Genomic DNA, 20,220 nt, shown 5'->3' with positions numbered 1-20,220 from the left:
AACGGTCATATTTAGAAGGTTAAATTGGCGCCGAGATTATAACGTTTTACAGTGGGGTAAGCTCCCTGCGATGCCCAACCGGTACCGGCAAAGTTTGATTCGCGGTCATCCGGCATTTTGCTCCAGGCCGCCAGGTTATTGCCATTGAGATATAGTCTCAGCGATTCAAGTCCCGCACGTTTGATAAATCCTGTATTAAACGTATAGGCAATTTCAGCGTTCTTTAATCGCAGATAGGAACCATCAAACATATATTGCGTACCCCGGTAATAATCTGCCGGCGTTGACAACCAGCGGGGCATTGGCACGTCTGCACCAGGGTTGTTCTTTGACCAGTAAGTGCCTTCATTATAAACGGTATGCCCCTGGGATGACAGGCTGTTAAAGACCACCTGACGGGTAACGTCATTGGCCGCATAGAACTGAACAAAGACACTCAGCCCTTTCCAGTCTACGCCCAAAGTGGCATTATAGGTATTGGCAGGCCAACCGCTATGCCCGTAAGGGATATTATCACGTGCATCAATCACCCCATCGCCATTGTAATCCACGAGATAGTAATTGCCCGGTAACTTCTGATTATCGTTGGTATTGTGCATGGTGCTCCCGTACAGCTCATCCCAGGTGTTATAAAATCCCTGGCTCACGTAAGAATAAGCCTGACCAATCTGCATGCCTTCTGATTTCTGATAGGCCGGCAGCAATGCGGGGTTATCAGCCTCGATGATTTTATTTTTTGTATGGGTCATATTCAGATCGGCCCAAACCCGGGTTTGTTTAGTTGCCTGGTAGTTGAAGTGCAGCTCCAGCTCATAACCCTGGGAATTTACCCTGCCCAGGTTAGCCACGGGTGGCGTGGCACCATAATAAGAAGGTACAGAAGTGCGGTTGGCCAATAATATTTTAGAGCGCTTATCCTGAAAGAAATCAGCCTTGCCTTTTATAAATCCATTGAATAATTCAAAATCGGTGCCCACGTTGATTTTTTCCGCCTGCTCCCATTGCACGTTGGGATTACCTACGGCGGCTTCCCGGTACCAGTTGTACGGGCTTTGCTCAGCGCCTTCACCCGTGGTGCCCAGTCGTGCCTGACCGCCGTATGCCCAGTCAGTGAGGTATAAGAAGCGGCCCGCCACATTATCAAAACCTGTTTGTCCGTATGAAGCACGGATTTTCAGCAGGTCAAGGAACCTGATGTTCTGCATGAATTTCTCATTGGAAACGATCCAGTTCACGCCGCCGGACGAAAAGAAGGCAAAACGGTATTTAGGCGCAAATTTTTCAGAGCCGTTATAGGCGCCATTGTACTCAAATGTATACTTGTCGTTGTAGGTATAAGTGGTACGAAACACCCAATCTTCCCGGTACGAAGGTATCATGCTGCCATAGGCTGTAACATTACGGTTCAGCAGCCCCATGGCTGTTACATTGTGTTTTTTTGCGATTGTCCTAGCATAATTCAGCTGCAACTGGTAAAACAACCTGCGCTGGTTATCGGTCACGGCGCCGGCCGCCGGCGACCATTTTGCCCCTTCCTGGAAATCGAAATTAGTAACGCCGTCAAAGGCGCTTCTGTAAAATACATTTCCTGTAGCCGGATCAATCCATTTCCGTTGCACATCATTGTAAAGATCATTTACCCCTCTGTTGCTTTCCACAAAAGTGTTGTCCATAGAAAGCGTGCCGTTAAACTTCAGGCCATGGAGTAGCATATCCAGGTTTTGTTCAACCGTAAAATCGGTGGTAATGCGGGTAGTGGTCTGATATTGAATACCGCCTACCGCCAGGTTTCTCGCCGAATTCTCCGCCCTTCCTTCATTAGGCGCATAATATCCCCAGGAACCGTCGGCATATACCGGCAGGAACACGTCCGGCGCGGTGGTATAGGCGTCTATCCACGATCCGTACTGGTTTCCTGAAAATCCCCACGGACTTTTCCTTACGCCGTACGACCCGGCAAGATTTACTTTAAAGAGTGTAGAAGATGTTAATTGAAAATCCAGGTTAGACCGGACATTCACGCGGTTGAAGCCGAAACCGGGTTTATACCCGCGTTTGTTATCATAAATTTTGAAAAGATCGCCTTCATGCAGAAAGTCTGCGCTGGTGAAGTATTTGACAAAACGTGTCCCTCCGCTGATATTCACATTGGCATTTTGTGACATCGCGTAATTTTTGAATAAGGTCTTTGCCCAGTCTACATTGGGATAACGTTCTGCTTCTTCCAGGTTAGCCGGATGCCGGTATTTATCTAAAATGGCCTGGGGGTAATAGTTATTCCAGCTTTCAGGCTTTAATGCCAGTTCATACTCGATAGCTTCATTAACGGTACGCAGGGCATTATAGGAATCTGCCTTACCGGGTAATTTAGAAGGAGCTTTCAGTGTGGTGTTGACCGTTGCACGGATTGAAGCCTTCCCTGCTTTTCCTCTTTTGGTGGTAATGAGGATAACGCCGTTGGCGCCCCGTGAACCAAATACCGCGGTCGCCGAAGCATCTTTCAGTACGGTTACTGTTTCTACAGAACCAATATCCACACTGTTCATAGGACGTTCCACCCCATCCACCAGTATCAGCGGGTTACTGTTATTCCAGGTGCTGAGACCGCGGACAATCAGCTGGGGATCTTCTTCGCCGGGCAGACCGGTGCTCTGGGCGGTAATCAGCCCGGGCACATTTCCGGTGAGGGCAGCACCGATATTTGATACGCCGCCCGCCCGTTCAAGCACCTTGCCGGAAGTTTGCGAAACAGCAGCAACCACACTGGCCTGTTTCTGACGGCCATAGCCCACCACCACTACATCTTCCAGACCCACTACCTTGTCTTTCATATAAACAGTTATCTCCGGCCGGGTTAGGATATTTACCTCCTGGGTCACTTTTCCTATGTAACTAAAAACGAGCACCTGTTTGCCGGACGGAACATGAATGAGGAACCTACCATCACCGTCAGTACTGGTGCTGACCTTCGTTTCTTTTACCAGTATCGTTATACCAGGGATGGGCGTCTTTTTTTCATCCAGCACTACTCCCCGGACCACACCTGCATCCTGGGCGTGTAATGGTGAATAGCCAGGTACTGCCGACAGCATTAGCGCAATCAGTGCCAGCCATTTCCATGACATCTGCGAAAGAATCATTTTAAACATGGAATTCAGAATATTTAATGTTAGGGCAATACGGGTCCTGACAGCCGGTAAAAGGCCGTCACGCCGGAATACCGGCAGGAACAATCACAATGCGATAAAAGACAGTATCGTTACAGAGATACGGATACTACCTGGTCAGGAATGAAACTGAAATTGGTTGATACGGGACGTGGTAACCCGGGTGCATTGAAATTTCATAAGTAATCATTTAACGTTTAAGTGGAATTTTTTTTCATAACGTAACAGTCGAAAATCAGTCAGAAGACATTGACACTAAAAAACAACAGTCGAATCTACAATAGAGACGTATATATCAATGCTACGAATCTCCAAAAGGATAGCAATAATGTTTAAATAACCTTAAACAGTATATCCTCCTGTATATATTAATGTCCTGTACAGCAATTATTTAAAAAGCTGCTGCGCAAAATTGAACAGGTTATTTCTCCATACCGGCCAGGTATGACCACCAGGATATTCGCTATAAGTATGTTTGATCTTTAGCTCATCCAGTTTTGCCAGCATCAGCTGGCAGTTTTTATAGGCGATATCTTCTTTTCCTCCCATTGCGATCCACAGCACTTTCAGGTTGTTATTAATCATGGCTGTGTTAGCGCCCATAAAATCGTACTGGGCTGCTGCAATACCACTCTGCCGGGGTTGCATCCAGCCCGAGCTGAATACCCCCAGGCAGGAAAACAGGTCCGTATTCCGGATGCCGGTATAAAGCGTATGGATGCCTCCCATGGATAAACCCGCCAATGCCCTTTTGGCTGCAACGGTTTCAACACGGAAATTTTTTTCTACCAGGGGAATGATCACTTCCTTCAGTTCCGACTCGAATGTTTTCAGCCCGGATTCATCGAAAGCAACGCCGCCTACGTTGGCATCAGGCATCACGACCAACATTGGTTCGGCTTTTTTGGCGGCAATCAGGTTATCCATGATCAGGTCTGTTTTACCCTGCGTGGCCCAGCCGGTTTCATCTTCACCGCCACCGTGTAAAATATAGAGCACAGGATATCTTCCACCTGTATTTACGTCATAGCCAGGCGGGGTATAGATGTACAACTGCCGCCAGGAGCGGGTGACTTTTGAGAAATATTTCCTGATCCGGACATCTCCGTGTGGCACATCTCTTAATGCGTAATAGTTATCGCCGGTAAGGGGTATTTCAATACCGCTTGCCATTCTGCCCATGCCGTAAAAAGTTTTACTGGCAGGATCAGCTATGGCCATGCCGTCAATCAATAATGAATAATAGTGAAATCCTTCGCTGATGGAGTCTGTCGTCACTGTCCATAATCCGCCGGTATCTTTCGTCATGTCATATCTGCGGCCCAGGTCAACCTGCACCTTCTGCGCTTCCGGCGCCTTAACGCGGAAAATCACGCGATGGTCCGGCAATATCTGCGGATATCCGGCAGTACGCACGTTAGTTTCAGCTGGCGTGCCCGCCACCGGGTATTTTGAAAATGTGGTGGTATCCACCGGTTTAAAGATCAGCTGGGAAAACATATACAGACCGTTCTTCCAGACTTTAAAATCGTGTACGCCCGGCTCTATGTAATAGATATGTGGTACATTGTTTTTTTGCAGGTATTCATGGGTGCGTCTGCTGAAGGTGATTAACCCGTCACTGGCGCCGCAGGAGAGCCACAGCAGTTTTATCTGCTGCCTTGCAGCCGCAGGGTCGGGCACCAGCTCCTCCGGCAGTTTTGTATTGGGGGCAGATGAAAAACCACCTATCCATGCAAACTTATCCAGGTTACCGAGGCCAAAATTCAGTGACTGCCCACCTCCCATCGACAGTCCTGCGATGGCCCGGTGGTCCCTGTCGGCGTACACGGGGTAGTTCTTTTGTATATAGGGAATGAGGTCATGTAACAGGTCTTTTTCAAAGGTAGCAAACGCCTGTACTTTGTCGGGCGTCATGATGTTGCCGACGGCCCTGTCGTCTTTCATGGCCCTGCCGTTGGGCATAACAACGATCATGGGTTCAATTTTTCCCTGTGCATAGAGGTTGTCGAGGATTACCTGGGGCGTGCCGCCGTTTAACCATTCCTTTTCGTCACCACCGATGCCATGCAGCAGGTAAAGTACCGGGTATTTTTTCTGCCGCGAAAATCCGGGGGGCGTATATATCAATGCTTTTCGCTGGTTACCTACTGTTGTGGAATTATACCTGACAGTATCAATCCTGCCGTGTGGTATAGCTGCCTGCGGGGTGTCAAAACCGGGGACTGCCTGCTCAACAACGTTTTGTGTAAAAGCCGGCATGATAAATAATAGAAAAAGGGAAAGACTAAGTACCGTAGTTTTCATATCGTGGAATTTTTCTGTTGTTAAATTAATAAATGTCATTCAAACAAATAATATTATCATTAACGCAATTAAAGCAAAACGGGTGTTATTTTTCTGCTCTTAATAAGCGGATGTTTTGAATGATGACATCTCCGGAAGTACCAGCGGGGAACCGGATAAAAAGATCATGCTGACCGGACACCTGGCGCAAACTGCCTGTATGCAACTTGTTGTTTCCTGGCTTAACCTGCACCACAGCGATTTGGCGGCCCAGTTCCAGGTCGTCAGTGAACAGTTCCAATTTGCCGCCTTTGGTTGCACGGCCCACTATTTCAACAGCCTTCGCCTCACCGGCAGTTCCAAAATCCACTCCCGATATCATCAGCCATCCGCCGTTTACAGTAGAATTGGTGACAGCTGTTTCTTCTGCCTCTTTTATTTTCCTGATGCCGTAATAATTGCTGCTTCCCACCGCAGGCAGCCGGGAGAATCCATCTTTACAAACAAAAAACCGGAAGTCGACCGGACCTTTTTCCGCAAATAAGCCAACGCTGGTTCCTACCCAGCTGTTAAAATCGGGTTGTGCTTTATCAATGGACGTTGCACTCACCGGCGGGCCAACCGGTTGCCAGTTTTTACCATCCGCGCTAAAGAAGCCGGTCAACTGATGCCCCTGCCGTTCCAGTTTCAGCCAAACATCTTTTCCTTTGCGACAGGGCATTTCCCGTATCGCAGTATCCAACTGCAATACAATACGCGGGTTATTATTATGGTCATAATAAAGACGGGCAAACGCACTTTGTTTTCCGTTGGTAAGATAAATACCACCATGTGCCTCCGGAATACGGGCATCCACACTTACCCGGGTAACGGCCGTATAATAATGGTCTGTTTCTTTCTGCAGCAGGTGAGCGCCGGCACTGTCAGGAGACAGGCGTAGCCACCCTTTGCGCTGTGACAGCGAATAGGCCGCAGCGGCGCGTTGCGACAGGAAATGCCACCAGGGCCCCAGGCTGTCGCTGTCAAAATGATCTGTATGCACGCTGCGCCATGGCGTGTTATTATTATCCAGTGCCGGTTTTACCACAGGTCCGCTGACCGGCGCCTCTCCCCAGGGACGGTCGCCTTCCCAGACCACCCGGTAAAGGGAGGTTTGCCGTCCCATACCGGACCAGTCGTCGTTGCCCTGCTTTTCATAGCTCTGACCTATTGTCCACCAGGTGCCATCTGCCAGTTGTACAGGAGCTGAAATATGGTTAGGGCGCGGGAAGGTATTGTCCGGGTCTGTAATGGGTTTGAAAAAATCACCCAGTCGTTCCCACTTAGAGGAATCCGCTGTTAGCGTCGTTGACCGCAAAACATACTGACCACCTGATACATCACCGGCAGGGAAATAGTAATAATATCCGTTACGCTTGCACATGACAGGGCCTTCTGCCCAGCTGTACTGCAGTCCGGCATTCATCCAGTCCAGGTTGATGACAGTATCAGTGAGTTGCCCGTCCTGCCCGAGTGCCTGTATCCTGTTTACTTTCTGGCCATTTTTTATCAACATATAGGGCTTGCCATCATCATCAACAAAAATGGAGTTATCATACCCGAGCGGTCCTGTACGAACATTTTCCCGTACCCGCACCGGAGCCGACCATGGCCCTGCCGGTGATGAAGCCTTGGCAAACCATTGTCCATTTGAAGAAAAATAGATCCGGTAAGAACCATAAAAATACGTGATGGCGCCCTGCCATACGCCGGCCCCCGGACGGTCCGTTACCATACCGGTATTCGAAGGCGTCAAAACGCGGCCGATCACTTTCCAGTGTACCAGGTCTTTGGAATGATAGATGGGGAGATAGGGGTTAAAATGGAAAGAGGAACCGCAATGATAAAAGTCATCACCGACCTTTAGCAACGTTGGATCAGGGTGATCGCCAGGCAAAACCGGATTGACATAGGTATTTACCCCCGAGTAAAAACGTGCGGCGCCGGTATCCGCCACAGGTTGGTGATTGGCTTGCCCTGCCGGGTAATTTTGTTGGGCAAGGCCGTTTTGTATCATCAAATTTAAACATACAATGACAAAAGCAACAGGTCTTAAAAACATTTGGCAAACGAATTTTGTGACGACAAGATACCCCTGTGCGCTTCAGCAGAATGCCACAAATGTTGAAATGAAGAGTAAAAATGTTTTGTCCGGGAATATGCTCTTTGGGAATATAGATGAACAACCAGCAGCGTATGAACATTTGTGTAACAAATTTGGCGATTATTAGCAGTGTTCCATTTTTAAATATGTTTTTTTTGTTTCTCTAACAAAATAACCACGATATGAAAAAACAAAACCCACTAACAAGCGCAACCAGGAAGGTTGCTTTTGGCGCTGCTGCCATTGTTGTACTTGCAGGCGCTACAATTTTAACAGGCTGTAAAAAAGAGGAAAAGACCCAGCCCGATGTAGCGGGTATTGAGCGTCCTTCCAAAGCCGTGACCGAAACCTACCAATCGGGTACACATAACGGCTTCTTTTGGTCACTTTGGCAAAGTGATGGCGCCACCGGCACGGTTAATTACGCCAATGGCCCCGGCGGAAACTACAGCGTTAACTGGAATGGATTTAATGGCAATTTTACATGCGGCAAAGGCTATTCGGCAGGTTCTCCATCCTACAAAATAGGCTATAATCTGGGTACCTATTCAAATTCCGGTGGCGGTACTTTCGGCTGGTACGGATGGAGCAGGAACCCCTATTATGAGTATTATGTGAATGAAACGTGGGGTGCAGTGTCACCGCACACCGGCACTTATTTAGGGACATTTGAAAGCGATGGCGCAGGTTATAACGTATGGACCCGTTGGATGACAGGTAAAAATATCGATGGTGGCGATGGCTTCAGACAGATTTACAGTTCCAGGGTCAACAAAGTAAGTACCGGACAAAATCACGTCATTACTTTTGCCAACCACTATAACAAGTGGAGCAGTTTAGGGTATACCCTCGGCCAGTTAAATATTCCGGCTATTATGGTTTCAGAGACCTGGGGCTCTAATACCAACGGCAATATTAACTGCACTATCTGGATGCAATAAACACCGGTTTAAATTAATGACACACAAATACTGCCTGACGACGAGCCAGGCAGTATTTAGTGCGGGTATTTCAGAACCATTCAACCACCAGCTATAATGAGATCAATACCTTACTTTCTTGCATCTTTCATTTTTGCGCTTTCAGCCTGCGATTCACCCAATCTTAAAAACATAGAAGGAAACAAAAAATATTTGACCGGAAAATGGCATAGATTTTCAATGGAAAATGGATATAGCGAATTTGACATTGATTCGCAATACATCATTTTTTACAATCAGAAAGTCGGCCGGTTCGGGCTTCCCTACAAAATAGAAAATGATTCCCTGAAATACCTTACCAATCCTTACGCGGCCAGGATCATAGACTACGGTGACTCCATCCTTCTCGAAGGCAACGACAGCACAAAAGCTACTTTATACAGGTTTAAAGAATCGAATGTTCCTTTTAAGGAAATTCCTGAAACAAAAGATTCTTTGTCATTTGCATCTTACATTGCAGGTTTCGATAAAAGATTAATCCGGGCATTTGAAAAAGCAGGAATAAAAATTTCTAATGGTATGGAAAAGCCGGAAGAGCCGCCGTATGAAGAACTATTAAAAAAAAGGCGATAACTGATATGCCATTAACTGTAAAACAAAGCCGGCAGCAAACTAAAAAACTGTTCTTTTTAATCATTAACCTAAAATGTGCAATAATTCTTAGCTTTGGTTACCGGATCGGGTATCTGATCCTAAAAAATAAAAGGACGAAAAGATTGCGAAATGCCTGACATACTTGAAAATTACCTATCCTCAACAGGAGGACTATCAGCAGAGGAAATCAACTTTTCTGCGCAGTTCTTCAAACCGGTCCGTTTAAAAAAAGGTGATTTTTTTGTTCGTGAGGGTGAATCCTGCCGCCATATTGGTTTCATCGCCAATGGCGGTGTTAAAGCATATGCTACCGACAAAGAAGGAAAGGAAAATATAACCTGCTTCAAATTTGAAAATGAATTTGTCACCTCGTTCCAGGAGTTTGTGACGCAGGAAAAATCCGGAAGGAGTATCAGGGCCATAGAAGATAGCGTAATCTATAGGATAAGCTACCCGGACTATCAGTATCTGCTTGATCAGGTGGCCGCCTGGAACGGAGTTATAAAATCAGTGATGGAGCAGGAGTATAAGCAAAAGGAACGTTACCTGCTGAATTACAATAACAGGTCAGCGGTGGATAAATACCGTCATGTCCTGTCCAGCGAACCGATGCTCGTTCAACGCGTAGCGACGCAGGACCTGGCATCATACCTGGGCATCACGCAGCGATCGCTTACGCGGGCGAAGGGAGAAATACACAGATCCAACCTATTATAGGACAAATGTCCTTATCCAGCTCTGCCCGGCGATGTAGCTTTGCACAAAAAAATGCTACGTCAAATTGCGCCCGAAGTGTTCCAGATTCCACTGATGCCACGGAACAGTATCAACTGCTATATTATCGAAGGTGTATTGGTAGACTCCGGAATACGGAGTTCCTATACTACTGTGAGGAAAGCTCTTCGGAAAGTCCCCGTTCATCAACATATACTCACCCATGCACATGCAGACCACCAGGGCTGCAGCGATCAGATATGTGCTGAATTCGCGATCCCCCTGCTCTGCCATCCCGACGAGGTTTTCAGGACCGAAACCGGCATGGTCACCAACGACTATCCCACTCCGCAACATTGGGTGGCAAAGCTTCAACAAAAGTATTGGGCTGGTCAGGGGCATAAAGTTGACCAGACAATTGTTGAAAACGACCGGATCGGAAACTTCCGGGTAATAGAAACGCCGGGACATGCGGCAGGTCATATTTCTTTGTTCCGTGAGCAAGATGGTGTACTGATCATCGGAGATGCCGCGGTAAATATGAACCTGCTCACAACAGCAACCGGTCTGCGGCTTCCGCCCAGCATATTCACCACGGACCAGCAACGCAACATCAAATCGCTACGAAAGTTAGCAAAACTGAACCCGGCCATTATATGCTTCGGTCACGGGCCGGTATTGCGAAATACAGATCGGAAGTTTGAGGAATTTGTAGCGAAATGCGGCGCGGGTATCTAAAGGTGGCAATTACGGTTTAAAGGAAGAATCATCTATTGGATAACAATTTTATGACAGATAGCTCTTATCCGTCAACAAATATTTACTGTAACTGAAATAACTCATCACGCTAATTGAAGGATTGTTTAAATTCTGTTGGCGTCAGGCTTGTCTTCTTTTTAAACAGCTTGTTGAACGACTGCGAATGTTCAAAACCCAATTGATAAGCGATTTCTGAAACAGATAAATTTGTCGTTGTCAGGTACTCCTTAGCCTTATCAATCAACTTGTCATGGATGTGTTGTTGTGCATTTTGCCCTGTGTGAGAACGTAACATGTCACTTAAATAACGTGGCGAAACATTCAATTTACCCGCCAAATATTCAACTGTAAGGAGCCTATCCTGTGACGTGTCTATTTGTTCAAAATGGTCGTTCAATATATTCTCCATTCGCACGACCAAATCGGTATTTGCAGCTTCTCTTGTAATGAACTGCCGTTTATAAAATCGCTTACTGTAATTGAGCAAAACTTCGATATAAGAAACAACTACATCCTGACTAAAATCGTCAATATTGGCATTAAGTTCTTCTTTTATATTATCAAAGATGGAGAAAACAATCTGCTTTTCCTTGTCAGATACAAACAGCGCCTCATTTGCCGAGTATGAAAAGAAACCGTAATTTTTTATCCTGGTCAAAAGTGAATAATTACGAATAAAATCAGGATGTATAAGCAAAGTAAATCCGGAATAGCTTTCCTCAATTTCTGCGCATGATATAATCTGGTTAGGTGAAACAAAAGATAAACCACCCTCGTCAAAATCATAATAATTCTGTCCGTATTTTATTTTCTCCGGAGTGCTTTCCATGTAAGAAACTTTATAGAAATTCAGCAGCAGTATTTTGGGCAGTTCACTGTAAGGTATTTTTATATCTGCGTAATTCACTAAACTAACCAATGGATGTAATGGTTTTGGGAACCCCAACAGCTTATGGAATTCCGAAATGGAATTGAATCTTTGGGGTATATTGTTATCTTTTTTCATTACAACAAATTTAAACTATTTCCACTAAACACCATTTAATGCTACGTCTATTCAGGAGAAACTGAAAGCATCACGGCAAGCGAGTCCATATAATCACGCCAATGAGTTATTTTCCTGTCTTTAATGGTTACGATAGAACAGAAACGATTATCATAAGCCTTGCCTGTCGATGGAACAGTCCCATGAACCTGATATTCCAATACAATTACATTTTCTGGATTTGCAGATTTATATATCCGTAAATTGTCAGAAGAATGAAGAACATTGCTATATCCGCCAAACCAGTCCATATATGCCTTTCGCCCCTTAATCTCATTAGTAAATCCAGGAATATTGTACAGGAATTCAAACACAGCATTTTCTGCCACGGCATCCCAAAAATGCTCTCCGTCAACTTCTCCTTTCAGTCCCTCCATTACAATTCTGTAAAATGGTTCTGAATTTTTGTTAAATGCGGGATGATTTCTATCTACTTTTCCCGCCACGGTTGTTTTCTTTTCCATAGTGAAAGAAATTTTTTCTGTTTAAAAATTATAAAGAATTATACAATGGCAGGAATGCCTCTTGTATAAAAACCTCTGCCGATGTTGGGGTTGTGTTTTCAGCAGTTCTTTTTTCGTAGTTCATCACCCCGGTTTTCAGGGAATTTTCCATACCAGTTATATCTTTAGCGACATCAGCAGAAAGACCTTGTTCAACCATTGCTTGTATTGACTGTTCAACCGGGAATTGAATATACTGCAATTCCGGCTTCCCAATCGCCTTGCCGATAATTCCGGTTATTTCTTTAAATGAGTAATTTCTTTGCCCAAGTATAGCCCGAACACTTTTTCCATCGAAATCCAGCTTGTTCAGATAAGCTGCCGCAACCGCCGCAATATCCTTTGTTGCAACCATTGGAATTTCGTGATCTGCATCGGCAGTAGTGCCATTTATCCCCATTTGTTTTATTAGTTGTGCATTTAACAACATATTATCCAAAAAATAAGCCGGGCGCAAATGCAATACATTAACATCTTTCAGTTGGTTTAATTTTACCTCCTGTTCGGCAAGACCACCAATAAGACCATTACCTTCGTGCATGTGACCACCACAACTACTTAGGTTTACAATATATTTTATCCCAGACTTTTTAACCGATTCAATAACAGCATCTCCAACTTGTCGCTGAAACACCCGATAGCTGGCAGCGCCAAAATCAGGTGGTGTCATGACATAAGCACCATCAGCGTTACGAAATGCTTCAGTTAATGCATTCACATCTGTAATGTCTGCCGGAATTACTTCAGCACCCATATCCTTAAACCTTTTGAGCTTGCTATCCGTTTGAGCAATTAATTTTAAACTGAATCCATCCTTCAAAAGGAGTTCCGAAATCTTACTGCCAACCTTTCCGGTTGCGCCTAATAATGCGATTGTTTTTTTCATATTCCTGCCTTTGATTTTTGTTTGGATTTGACAATACAAAATTGTGCAGAAATTATTACTCTTCTGTTGCCAGATTGAGTTAGGTTGTATCCAAAATGACGATCGATGGATTAATTGATATACCAGGCCCCTTGTCCACTACTTAAATAAATGAGATAAAAACAGCATTTTTTTAACTGCGATGGCCGCAGTCGTTGATTATCAACTATGTCAGAGATACCGGTCGTTTCCCCGAAATTGAATCTGGTTTGAACTGCGTAAATACGCTGTTGTTATGTTAGAATACAACAAGACAATGTCTGATGATGTTGACAGTATTGTGGGGGCAATAAAAAAAGCTTCTCATCTTTCAAACTTCGGCGGCCCATTGCTGAGCGGCCAGCATATTGGTGTGGGTATTTCAGATGGTACAGGCGCAGGGTGGCTGTGCAGGTTTAAAACTGACAGGCCGGGCAAATACGTCGTCAGGATGTAGTGTATTAACAAGTTGGGTAACCCCGGCGCCATCCAGGGAGCGCCGGCGACGCGGAATGGTGTAGCCCTACCTCTCCCCTCACTGATATTGGTCGCGGACTTGCGCAATACCTGAGTGGCAGTTCTTCTAATCCAATTTCACTGCTTTGAAGTAATCCGCCTGCAAAGTGGAGTTTTTGGAAACCGCAAACCCCGACTTATCAAGTGACCCACCGGTAGATGGCATATTAAACACTTCCTGGGTATTGATATAAAAGTGAAGCGAACCATTAACCAATGTGATGCGAAGCGTATTAAAGTCGCTATTCCGGATCGCGCTGTTCGATACCCAGTCTTTATACACAACGAATGGCTTATCTGTTCCGTTCGGGTATCCCCATATGGTATAATACCCATCATATGATATTCCAAAATAATAACGCACATTGCTGTTGTTATTTTCTTTGGATCCCCAAATCAGTCCTCCGCTTCCATCACTGCTGCTACCGGTTGTGCTTAGTTTTACACTTGCCTCCACAGCGGTACCGCCATCAACGCCTGAAAAAACAGCCCAGGTCCATACATCCCTTCCCTGCGAGCCTGCCACCAGGGTATAGTATCCGTTGCTGATGGTTGCCATTGCCCCGGCACTGCCAAGGGCCCCTACAGACCAGTGTCCGTCCTCACTGCTAAAATCCGCTTCATACAGGACTGTCTCCCTGGATTTAACATTGTCTTTCTTACAGGAGGCGAAGATGGCTGCAACTAAAAATACGACTGCAAAGATGGGGGTATATTTCATTTGATTATCTTTATATTCAAAGTTGGGCATCAGCTGCCATCCTAACAATACTCCCCTGGGAGTATTTTAAACCGGTACTTTTATATTTCTCAGGAAATTTCTGTAACATTACGTCGCAATCTTTTACCAGGTGACCCGCCTATCTCTTTTCCTTATTGCGTGCATTTGCAGCACAGTAGTACTGATGGCACAACCATACCAGCAACAAGTCGACAGTTTACATAAGTTGCTGCAAAAGGCCACCAGCGACACGACCCGCATTCGTTTACTGCGCGGTCTGGCACTCGCCTATGCCCAGATGAATGAAGGGGAAAAAGCTATCCGGATCGGAAATGAGGCTTTATCACTTTGCCGGCAAAAGCACCTGAAATTTGAAGAAGCCAGGACCCGATACAGCCTCGGTACGGTTTACCTGTACCTGCAAAATACGGACAGCGCGATCGCACATTATAGCATAACCAGACAATTAATAGAGAACGAGTCTGGCCCTGATGCAAAAAAACTTTATGCGCGCACTTTGGGGAACCTGTCAAATGCTTATAGCCTGAAAGGTTTCGAAGGTATTTCATTACAGTTGCTGATTTCGGCGCTACCCATATTCGAAGAAATGTCAGATACCGGATCGTACGCAATTACCTTGCATAATATTGCCAATAAATTCCTCAATGCAAACGAATTCAGGAAGGCATATCCTTATTTTTTAAAAAGCGTTTCACTTATTGAAAAAGACCCTTCCGTCCCCGGAAAGGCAGGGGTATACCTGTCAGTAGCCTATCTGATGCTTGAATTGGACAGCATGGACCGCGTAAAACATTACCTCGATAAGGCAGAACAGGCATTGACAGCTGTCGGCCAGACACGGGAATGGTCAAATTATTATGCTTATAAAGCATCTTATTACACCAAATCAGGGAAATTTTCGCTTGCCGACTCCTTATGCAGAAAGGCCATCGCACAGCAGGCAGTGTATCCTGACAGGATGAATTTACACAATGCCTATTCCATGCTTCAGGAAAACTTCTTTGTCCAACGCCGTTACCGGGAGGCAAAGGTATATGCAGCGCTGATCAACAGAATGGCCAGGGAGGACAATATACCCACATTTCTGATTGCTTCACTTCATGATCTATCGGACCTTTCCAAAAAAACGGGAAATATTACTGATGCTTACCGGTATCTTTCTGAGTATACGCAGTTGAAGGACAGTATCGACAAGAAAGAGGCAGCTATTAAGCTAAGTGAAATGGAGATGCAATTCCAGTCTTCCAGAAAAGAACAGCAGATATTCGAGCTGCAAAGCAGGGCAAAGATGCAGAAGCTTCTGTTATGGGGTATCGTTATCCCCCTGATACTCGTTATACTTTTTTTCCTCTACCTGTTCAAACAGAGAAAAGTGCGGACCCTCCAGCAGCTGCAGTCATTGGAGCAGCGGCAGCAGATAGAAGTCACACAGGCCCTGCTTACAGGGGAGGAAAAAGAACGCCACCGCCTGGCCCGGGACCTGCACGATGGTTTAGGGGGAATGCTGGCCGGTGTAAAGCTTAATCTCTCACGGATGGCCGAAGAAGAGGCGCCACAAAACACAACACTGCACTCCGCCATTGATCAATTGGGCTCCTCTGTCAATGAACTCCGTCGGATAGCCCGCAATATGATGCCGGAATCATTGCTCAAATCCGGCTTGCAGACAGCGCTTAAAGAACTATGTGAAAACAGCATGTCTCCAAAAGTACAGATCATATTCCATGCATTCAATATAAACGTGAACATACCATCGCAAATACAGATTATTATATACCGTATGATACAGGAGATCCTGGGCAATGCCGTAAAACACTCCGGCGCCAGCTGGATCATGGTGCAATGCAGCCAGGCGGAGGATACCTTTTTTATTACCGTAGAGGACAACGGTAAAGGATTTGATGCCGCACAGGAATATGAAGGTATGGGATTACACAATATCCGCAGCCGTGTAACCTTCCTGAAAGGCAATATTCATATCGATTCTTCAGACAATGGTACCATTATTAATATTGAACTAAATGTGGCAGCATAACCCCAACATAAGCATTGCTATTGTAGATGATCACCCTGTTGTAATAGAAGGACTGAAAAATCTGCTGGAAGCAGAATATGGCTTTTGTGTAAAAGCGCGGTTCACCACTGGCGGCGACTTATTGTCCTACCTGAAAGATAATACAGTAGACATTGTCCTGCTGGATATTACACTGCCTGACGGCAGCGGCATCCACTTCTGCAAAGAAATATGCAGACGGTATCCCGAAATGAAAATACTGGCCATCAGCAACCTGAGCGAAAGGAGCATTATACGGCTGATGTTACAAAGCGGCGCCCATGGTTACCTGCTCAAAACTGCCACGGCAAAGGATATCCTGGAATGTATCCGGCTTGCGCTTGAAGGCGGGACTGCACTGAGCAGCGAGGTCAAGGCGATCATGTCCGGTCCGGAACTGGGAACTATTACAGATACCCCGAACCTTACCAAAAGGGAGAAGCAGATTTTGCAGCTATTGGCTGAAGGGAAGAAGTCTGCCCAAATAGCGGCGGAACTGTTTATAAGCCCCCTCACTGTAAAAACACATCGCGCAACATTACTTCAGAAATTCCAGACCAATAATATAGTGACGCTTATCAAACTAGCCAAAGAATACCAGTTGCTCTGACCCTAAAAAATACTCCCCAGGGAGTATTGTTCTGACACATTATCTTCCGCAATTTTGGGTACCGGATCTTCTCCGGTGCTCTAACCCTCATCACCCCTATAAATTAATCGAAATGAAGATGCAGCCCCCATTGTGCCGTTCATTCCTTGCATTATTGCTGCTGTGCTGCAGTTGCAGCAAGAAAAATGATAATCCCGGCCCGGACAACGGCGGGGCAAACCGGAATTACGGCGCCGGCGTAATTTATTACGACTGGGCCAATGATGGTATACTGAAATTCAAACTGCAGAACGGGACCATATCGGTGCAGCGGCAACATACTTCCGGTGATAACGGATGGGACATCAGCCTGGATGGAACAAAGATGCTGCAGTCCATAGACAATCCGGACGACTACGATTCGGAGATTTACATGCTGATGAACGTCGCCGATGGCACGGTGGTAAGTAAATTTGTAAGACAATCCGGCTATGCCAGTCATACTCACCCGCTTCTATCGCCGGATATGCAACTGATTGCCGTACCACCCACTTTTGATGATGGATTGATAGTCCTGGACACGAAAGGAAAAATACTGTATAACCTTGCCACTTACCAGGGAAAGAAGATTGAAGGAAACGTTAACTGGATGCCGGACAAGACCCTGGTTTTCAGCATCGGCAATAACCTGTACCGCACCAACAGCACTTTTACGCAGGGCACGCTTGTCAAAACATTTAGCTTCAGCGAATGGGGCTATCTCTCTGTTAGCCGCGACGGCAGCAAAATGGCGCTGGCAGCAAACAATCATATCTGGATGATGAATGCCGACGGTAGCAACCTTGTCCAGGTGACCAGCAGCGATAACGTAGAGATAATGCCCCTCTTTTCTCCGGATGGCAAATATCTGCTGGTAGGAACAAATTACCGGGCCACCGGCCCTTACTCACATATATGGAATATGGCAGTGATCCCCGCGGACGGGCGGCGCTATAATGTAAACGAAGGCGCGGACGGGAATGTAGTACCACTTGTAAAGCAAGGAGGAGATTCGCCGGAGACATGTGACGAAGAGATGTGCTGGCGTTAGGCAACTACCTCCAAAGTACGGGAAAGAAATCGGGGTTATGCCCCCTTTCTAAGTTAACACAATCATATACAATACATACCTAACGGCGGAGTAAGCTAAAATTTGGAATTGATTTATATCCGAAATTAATTGCCGACATTTGAGTTTATTACGCCAAATGCAAGAGGATGAAATATACACAAATACAGCCGGCTACGAAGTTGCGACCGTACATACGCCATTTCGGATTACTGGAAAGTAACGGCCGTTGTGATCAAATAAAAACATTTAAGATAATTGCAGATGCTAACCCTGGCCTCGTATTTCAGGAAACCACCTGTTTTATAGGCATTAATAATGAAAAGTTACCTCCACTTTATCTGCATGGTCTGACAAGTTCTAATTCGCAAAAAACGGTCAGCGATGGCTATTGCAACCTTATCGTATGTTTTCAGACCAATGCCATTAAATCAATTTTCGGAATTGATGCTAATGAGTTGACAGATAGTTATTTTCATTTAGATGATGTTGTAAAAAATAACTTAACAGCGCAATTGCTGGAAGAGAGACGTTTAAATAAAAGAATTACTATTACCTCCGATTTCATCTCACAGTTGATTACAAAAAATAAGCATCGTGAAAATCTATACGCTTCATATGCAGTAGCAAATTTGAATATAAACAATGACGATGGATTACATAGAATTCAGACTGAACTTAATATTACAGAACGTTCTTTGCAAAGGATGTTTAAAACGAATATAGGCATACCTCCAAAGTTATACTTTCGTATTTGCCGCTTTCAGGCAGCGCTGGACCATATTCGTAGCCGAAAATTTACATCTTATACTAAAATAGCCTATCAGCATTCTTATGCGGACCAGGCACATTTTATCCGTGATTTTAAATCGTTTACCGGCACTACTCCGAAATTGTTTTCGCAGCAGGCAAATGAACAAGTATTAAATTTTCCGGAATGGTTGTCTTAAAAATGTCGGGTTTGTTCAATTTTCCTTTTTTCCGTTAAGATAGTTTTGAGCCATAAATCAAAATCTTTCAAAATGGAAAATAATAAAATTACCGTTTTTGGTGCATCTGGCAATATCGGTTCATTGCTGATCCACCTGTTATACAAAGCCCAAATTGAAACAATCGCAGTAACCCGGAACTGCCACAATACTACTGACTTCCCCTTTGTACAATGGGTACAGGCAGATATGTCCCATAAGGAAAGTTTGTATGCGACAATGGAAAACAGTAAGGCTGTTTTTTTATTATCTGGAAATAGCCCCACAGTTGTAGAAGATCAAAAAAATGTGATTGATGTGGCAAAAGAAATGGGGATTAAGCATATTGTGAAGCTTTCCTCAGGTGCCGCTGACCTCAACTCCAGGCTTTATATACCACGTAGCCACGGACAGATCGAAAATTATTTAATCGCATCTGGAATCCATTATACGATCCTACGTCCCAATGGAATTATGCAGAATTGGTTAGGTGAAATAGCCGATGCTGTGCGTAAGGAACGGAAATTCTATGAAGCAACCGGTGATGGAAAGAGAGCACATGTGGACAGGAGGGATATTTCAGATGTGGCTTTTAAATGTCTGACAGTACCCGAAACTCACTTTGATAAAATATATCTCCTTACCAGCGATAAGGCAGTAAACTATTATGATGTTGCGACGGCCATCAGCAATGTTATTCATGAAAAAGTAATCTACTGTCCCATTTCTTTTGAACAGGCAAAGCAGGATATGGAAGAAAAGAACATGCCGGCCGCATTAATCGAAACTTTTCTGGCTTACGACGCTGAACAGCTTAATGGAGAAACTGAAATTGTTACAGACTGTGTAAGGACAATACTGGGTTGTCCACCACGAACCTTAGAAGTTTTCATTGCAGATCATGCTACATACTTCAAATAACAGATTATCCTGACATCTGCACAAATATTTTACCACTTCGCCGGAGCGACTTCCAACGAAACTAAAAAGGGCAGGCTTTCAGTTTCGAAAGCCTGTCCTAATGTAAGTACCCCATTTAGGTGACAGTGATTATTTGGATTTTTTTCATATCCTGAAGTTGCGTAGTCCACTCATGTGGCGTGAGATTATTCAAAGATTCATGTGGTCTTCGCTGGTTGTACTCATCTA

General features: G+C 45.0%; 18 protein-coding genes and 1 pseudogene. 11 read left to right on the top strand and 8 right to left on the bottom strand.

The window, feature by feature from the left end; genetic code table 11:
- Positions 1-11: 11 nt before the first annotated feature.
- The 3 genes from HGH92_RS23770 to HGH92_RS23760 form a co-directional block, all read right to left on the bottom strand.
- Positions 12-3,149, bottom strand: a complete 3,138-nt coding sequence (locus tag HGH92_RS23770) for a SusC/RagA family TonB-linked outer membrane protein (protein WP_211092729.1) — start codon at positions 3,147-3,149, stop codon at positions 12-14.
- 405 nt (positions 3,150-3,554) lie between these two features.
- A complete protein-coding gene (locus HGH92_RS23765) occupies positions 3,555-5,474 on the bottom strand; it encodes an alpha/beta hydrolase-fold protein (protein ID WP_168873313.1) in 1,920 nt (639 codons plus the stop codon).
- An 85-nt stretch (positions 5,475-5,559) separates the two neighbouring features.
- Positions 5,560-7,509 carry a family 43 glycosylhydrolase gene (locus tag HGH92_RS23760; protein ID WP_168874388.1) on the bottom strand — a complete coding sequence of 650 codons (1,950 nt, stop codon included), beginning with the start codon at positions 7,507-7,509 and terminating at the stop codon, positions 5,560-5,562.
- 16 nt (positions 7,510-7,525) lie between these two features.
- Here HGH92_RS23760 and HGH92_RS23755 point away from each other — a divergent pair, with 16 nt between their 5' ends.
- From HGH92_RS23755 to HGH92_RS23735, 5 genes are all read left to right on the top strand, one after another.
- Positions 7,526-7,723 carry a hypothetical protein gene (locus HGH92_RS23755; RefSeq protein WP_168873312.1) on the top strand — a complete coding sequence of 66 codons (198 nt, stop codon included), beginning with the start codon at positions 7,526-7,528 and terminating at the stop codon, positions 7,721-7,723.
- A gap of 55 nt (positions 7,724-7,778) precedes the next feature.
- On the top strand, positions 7,779-8,537 hold the full coding sequence (locus tag HGH92_RS23750; RefSeq protein ID WP_168873311.1) for a glycoside hydrolase family 11 protein: 759 nt from the start codon (positions 7,779-7,781) through the stop codon (positions 8,535-8,537).
- Positions 8,538-8,633: 96 nt separating this feature from the next.
- Positions 8,634-9,149, top strand: a complete 516-nt coding sequence (locus HGH92_RS23745) for a hypothetical protein (protein WP_168873310.1) — start codon at positions 8,634-8,636, stop codon at positions 9,147-9,149.
- 150 nt (positions 9,150-9,299) lie between these two features.
- Complete coding sequence (locus tag HGH92_RS23740) at positions 9,300-9,887, top strand: Crp/Fnr family transcriptional regulator (RefSeq protein ID WP_168873309.1); 588 nt, start codon at positions 9,300-9,302, stop codon at positions 9,885-9,887.
- Positions 9,888-9,938: 51 nt separating this feature from the next.
- Positions 9,939-10,622, top strand: a complete 684-nt coding sequence (locus HGH92_RS23735) for an MBL fold metallo-hydrolase (protein ID WP_168873308.1) — start codon at positions 9,939-9,941, stop codon at positions 10,620-10,622.
- 109 nt (positions 10,623-10,731) lie between these two features.
- Here HGH92_RS23735 and HGH92_RS23730 read toward each other — a convergent pair whose 3' ends face one another.
- From HGH92_RS23730 to HGH92_RS23720, 3 genes are read right to left on the bottom strand one after another with little or no spacing between them, the layout of a single operon-like run.
- Positions 10,732-11,649, bottom strand: a complete 918-nt coding sequence (locus HGH92_RS23730; RefSeq protein ID WP_168873307.1) for a helix-turn-helix domain-containing protein — start codon at positions 11,647-11,649, stop codon at positions 10,732-10,734.
- A gap of 47 nt (positions 11,650-11,696) precedes the next feature.
- The gene (locus HGH92_RS23725) at positions 11,697-12,152 is read right to left on the bottom strand and encodes a nuclear transport factor 2 family protein (RefSeq protein WP_168873306.1); all 456 of its coding nucleotides are present in this window, start codon (positions 12,150-12,152) and stop codon (positions 11,697-11,699) included.
- Between the two features lie 28 nt (positions 12,153-12,180).
- Positions 12,181-13,077, bottom strand: a complete 897-nt coding sequence (locus HGH92_RS23720; protein ID WP_168873305.1) for an NAD(P)H-binding protein — start codon at positions 13,075-13,077, stop codon at positions 12,181-12,183.
- 274 nt (positions 13,078-13,351) lie between these two features.
- Here HGH92_RS23720 and HGH92_RS33925 point away from each other — a divergent pair, with 274 nt between their 5' ends.
- Positions 13,352-13,552: a hypothetical protein gene (locus HGH92_RS33925; RefSeq protein ID WP_247655043.1), complete on the top strand. Its 201-nt coding sequence runs from the start codon at positions 13,352-13,354 to the stop codon at positions 13,550-13,552.
- A 32-nt stretch (positions 13,553-13,584) separates the two neighbouring features.
- Here HGH92_RS33925 and HGH92_RS34375 read toward each other — a convergent pair.
- Positions 13,585-13,659 (bottom strand): annotated as a pseudogene (locus HGH92_RS34375) (hypothetical protein); the annotation flags it as partial.
- A 19-nt stretch (positions 13,660-13,678) separates the two neighbouring features.
- Positions 13,679-14,332 carry a hypothetical protein gene (locus tag HGH92_RS23710; RefSeq protein WP_168873303.1) on the bottom strand — a complete coding sequence of 218 codons (654 nt, stop codon included), beginning with the start codon at positions 14,330-14,332 and terminating at the stop codon, positions 13,679-13,681.
- Between the two features lie 184 nt (positions 14,333-14,516).
- Here HGH92_RS23710 and HGH92_RS23705 point away from each other — a divergent pair, with 184 nt between their 5' ends.
- The 5 genes from HGH92_RS23705 (at position 14,517) to HGH92_RS23685 (ending at position 19,992) form a co-directional block, all read left to right on the top strand.
- Positions 14,517-16,388, top strand: coding sequence for a sensor histidine kinase (locus HGH92_RS23705; protein WP_168873302.1), 1,872 nt, complete (start codon positions 14,517-14,519; stop codon positions 16,386-16,388).
- Positions 16,375-17,016 (top strand): response regulator, encoded by a 642-nt coding sequence (locus HGH92_RS23700; protein ID WP_168873301.1) that lies wholly within the window; start codon positions 16,375-16,377, stop codon positions 17,014-17,016. Before HGH92_RS23705 ends, HGH92_RS23700 begins: the two co-directional genes overlap by 14 nt.
- Before the next feature lie 112 nt (positions 17,017-17,128).
- On the top strand, positions 17,129-18,085 hold the full coding sequence (locus HGH92_RS23695) for a TolB family protein (RefSeq protein ID WP_168873300.1): 957 nt from the start codon (positions 17,129-17,131) through the stop codon (positions 18,083-18,085).
- 167 nt (positions 18,086-18,252) lie between these two features.
- Positions 18,253-19,053 (top strand): helix-turn-helix domain-containing protein, encoded by an 801-nt coding sequence (locus HGH92_RS23690; protein WP_168873299.1) that lies wholly within the window; start codon positions 18,253-18,255, stop codon positions 19,051-19,053.
- Between the two features lie 72 nt (positions 19,054-19,125).
- Positions 19,126-19,992, top strand: a complete 867-nt coding sequence (locus HGH92_RS23685) for an NmrA family NAD(P)-binding protein (protein WP_168873298.1) — start codon at positions 19,126-19,128, stop codon at positions 19,990-19,992.
- The last annotated feature ends 228 nt before the right edge of the window (positions 19,993-20,220 follow it).

The sequence above is a fragment of the Chitinophaga varians genome (genome assembly GCF_012641275.1).
Taxonomy (GTDB): Bacteria; Bacteroidota; Bacteroidia; order Chitinophagales; family Chitinophagaceae; genus Chitinophaga; species Chitinophaga varians_A.
Note: the sequence above shows the minus strand (reverse complement) of the source record. Positions and strands in the feature narration are given on the sequence as shown.

Excerpts from the sequence above, each read along its gene's own strand:
- HGH92_RS23705 (WP_168873302.1), top strand. The coding sequence starts at position 14,517 with ATGGCACAACCATACCAGCAACAAGTCGACAGTTTACATAAGTTGCTG.
- HGH92_RS23700 (WP_168873301.1), top strand. The coding sequence starts at position 16,375 with ATGTGGCAGCATAACCCCAACATAAGCATTGCTATTGTAGATGATCAC.
- HGH92_RS23735 (WP_168873308.1), top strand. The coding sequence starts at position 9,939 with ATGCTACGTCAAATTGCGCCCGAAGTGTTCCAGATTCCACTGATGCCA.
- HGH92_RS23685 (WP_168873298.1), top strand. The coding sequence starts at position 19,126 with ATGGAAAATAATAAAATTACCGTTTTTGGTGCATCTGGCAATATCGGT.
- HGH92_RS23770 (WP_211092729.1), bottom strand. The coding sequence starts at position 3,149 with ATGTTTAAAATGATTCTTTCGCAGATGTCATGGAAATGGCTGGCACTG.
- HGH92_RS23740 (WP_168873309.1), top strand. The coding sequence starts at position 9,300 with ATGCCTGACATACTTGAAAATTACCTATCCTCAACAGGAGGACTATCA.
- HGH92_RS33925 (WP_247655043.1), top strand. The coding sequence starts at position 13,352 with ATGTTAGAATACAACAAGACAATGTCTGATGATGTTGACAGTATTGTG.
- HGH92_RS23755 (WP_168873312.1), top strand. The coding sequence starts at position 7,526 with ATGACAAAAGCAACAGGTCTTAAAAACATTTGGCAAACGAATTTTGTG.
- HGH92_RS23710 (WP_168873303.1), bottom strand. The coding sequence starts at position 14,332 with ATGAAATATACCCCCATCTTTGCAGTCGTATTTTTAGTTGCAGCCATC.
- HGH92_RS23695 (WP_168873300.1), top strand. The coding sequence starts at position 17,129 with ATGAAGATGCAGCCCCCATTGTGCCGTTCATTCCTTGCATTATTGCTG.
- HGH92_RS23745 (WP_168873310.1), top strand. The coding sequence starts at position 8,634 with ATGAGATCAATACCTTACTTTCTTGCATCTTTCATTTTTGCGCTTTCA.
- HGH92_RS23750 (WP_168873311.1), top strand. The coding sequence starts at position 7,779 with ATGAAAAAACAAAACCCACTAACAAGCGCAACCAGGAAGGTTGCTTTT.
- HGH92_RS23760 (WP_168874388.1), bottom strand. The coding sequence starts at position 7,509 with ATGATACAAAACGGCCTTGCCCAACAAAATTACCCGGCAGGGCAAGCC.
- HGH92_RS23690 (WP_168873299.1), top strand. The coding sequence starts at position 18,253 with ATGAAATATACACAAATACAGCCGGCTACGAAGTTGCGACCGTACATA.
- HGH92_RS23765 (WP_168873313.1), bottom strand. The coding sequence starts at position 5,474 with ATGAAAACTACGGTACTTAGTCTTTCCCTTTTTCTATTATTTATCATG.
- HGH92_RS23720 (WP_168873305.1), bottom strand. The coding sequence starts at position 13,077 with ATGAAAAAAACAATCGCATTATTAGGCGCAACCGGAAAGGTTGGCAGT.
- HGH92_RS23725 (WP_168873306.1), bottom strand. The coding sequence starts at position 12,152 with ATGGAAAAGAAAACAACCGTGGCGGGAAAAGTAGATAGAAATCATCCC.
- HGH92_RS23730 (WP_168873307.1), bottom strand. The coding sequence starts at position 11,649 with ATGAAAAAAGATAACAATATACCCCAAAGATTCAATTCCATTTCGGAA.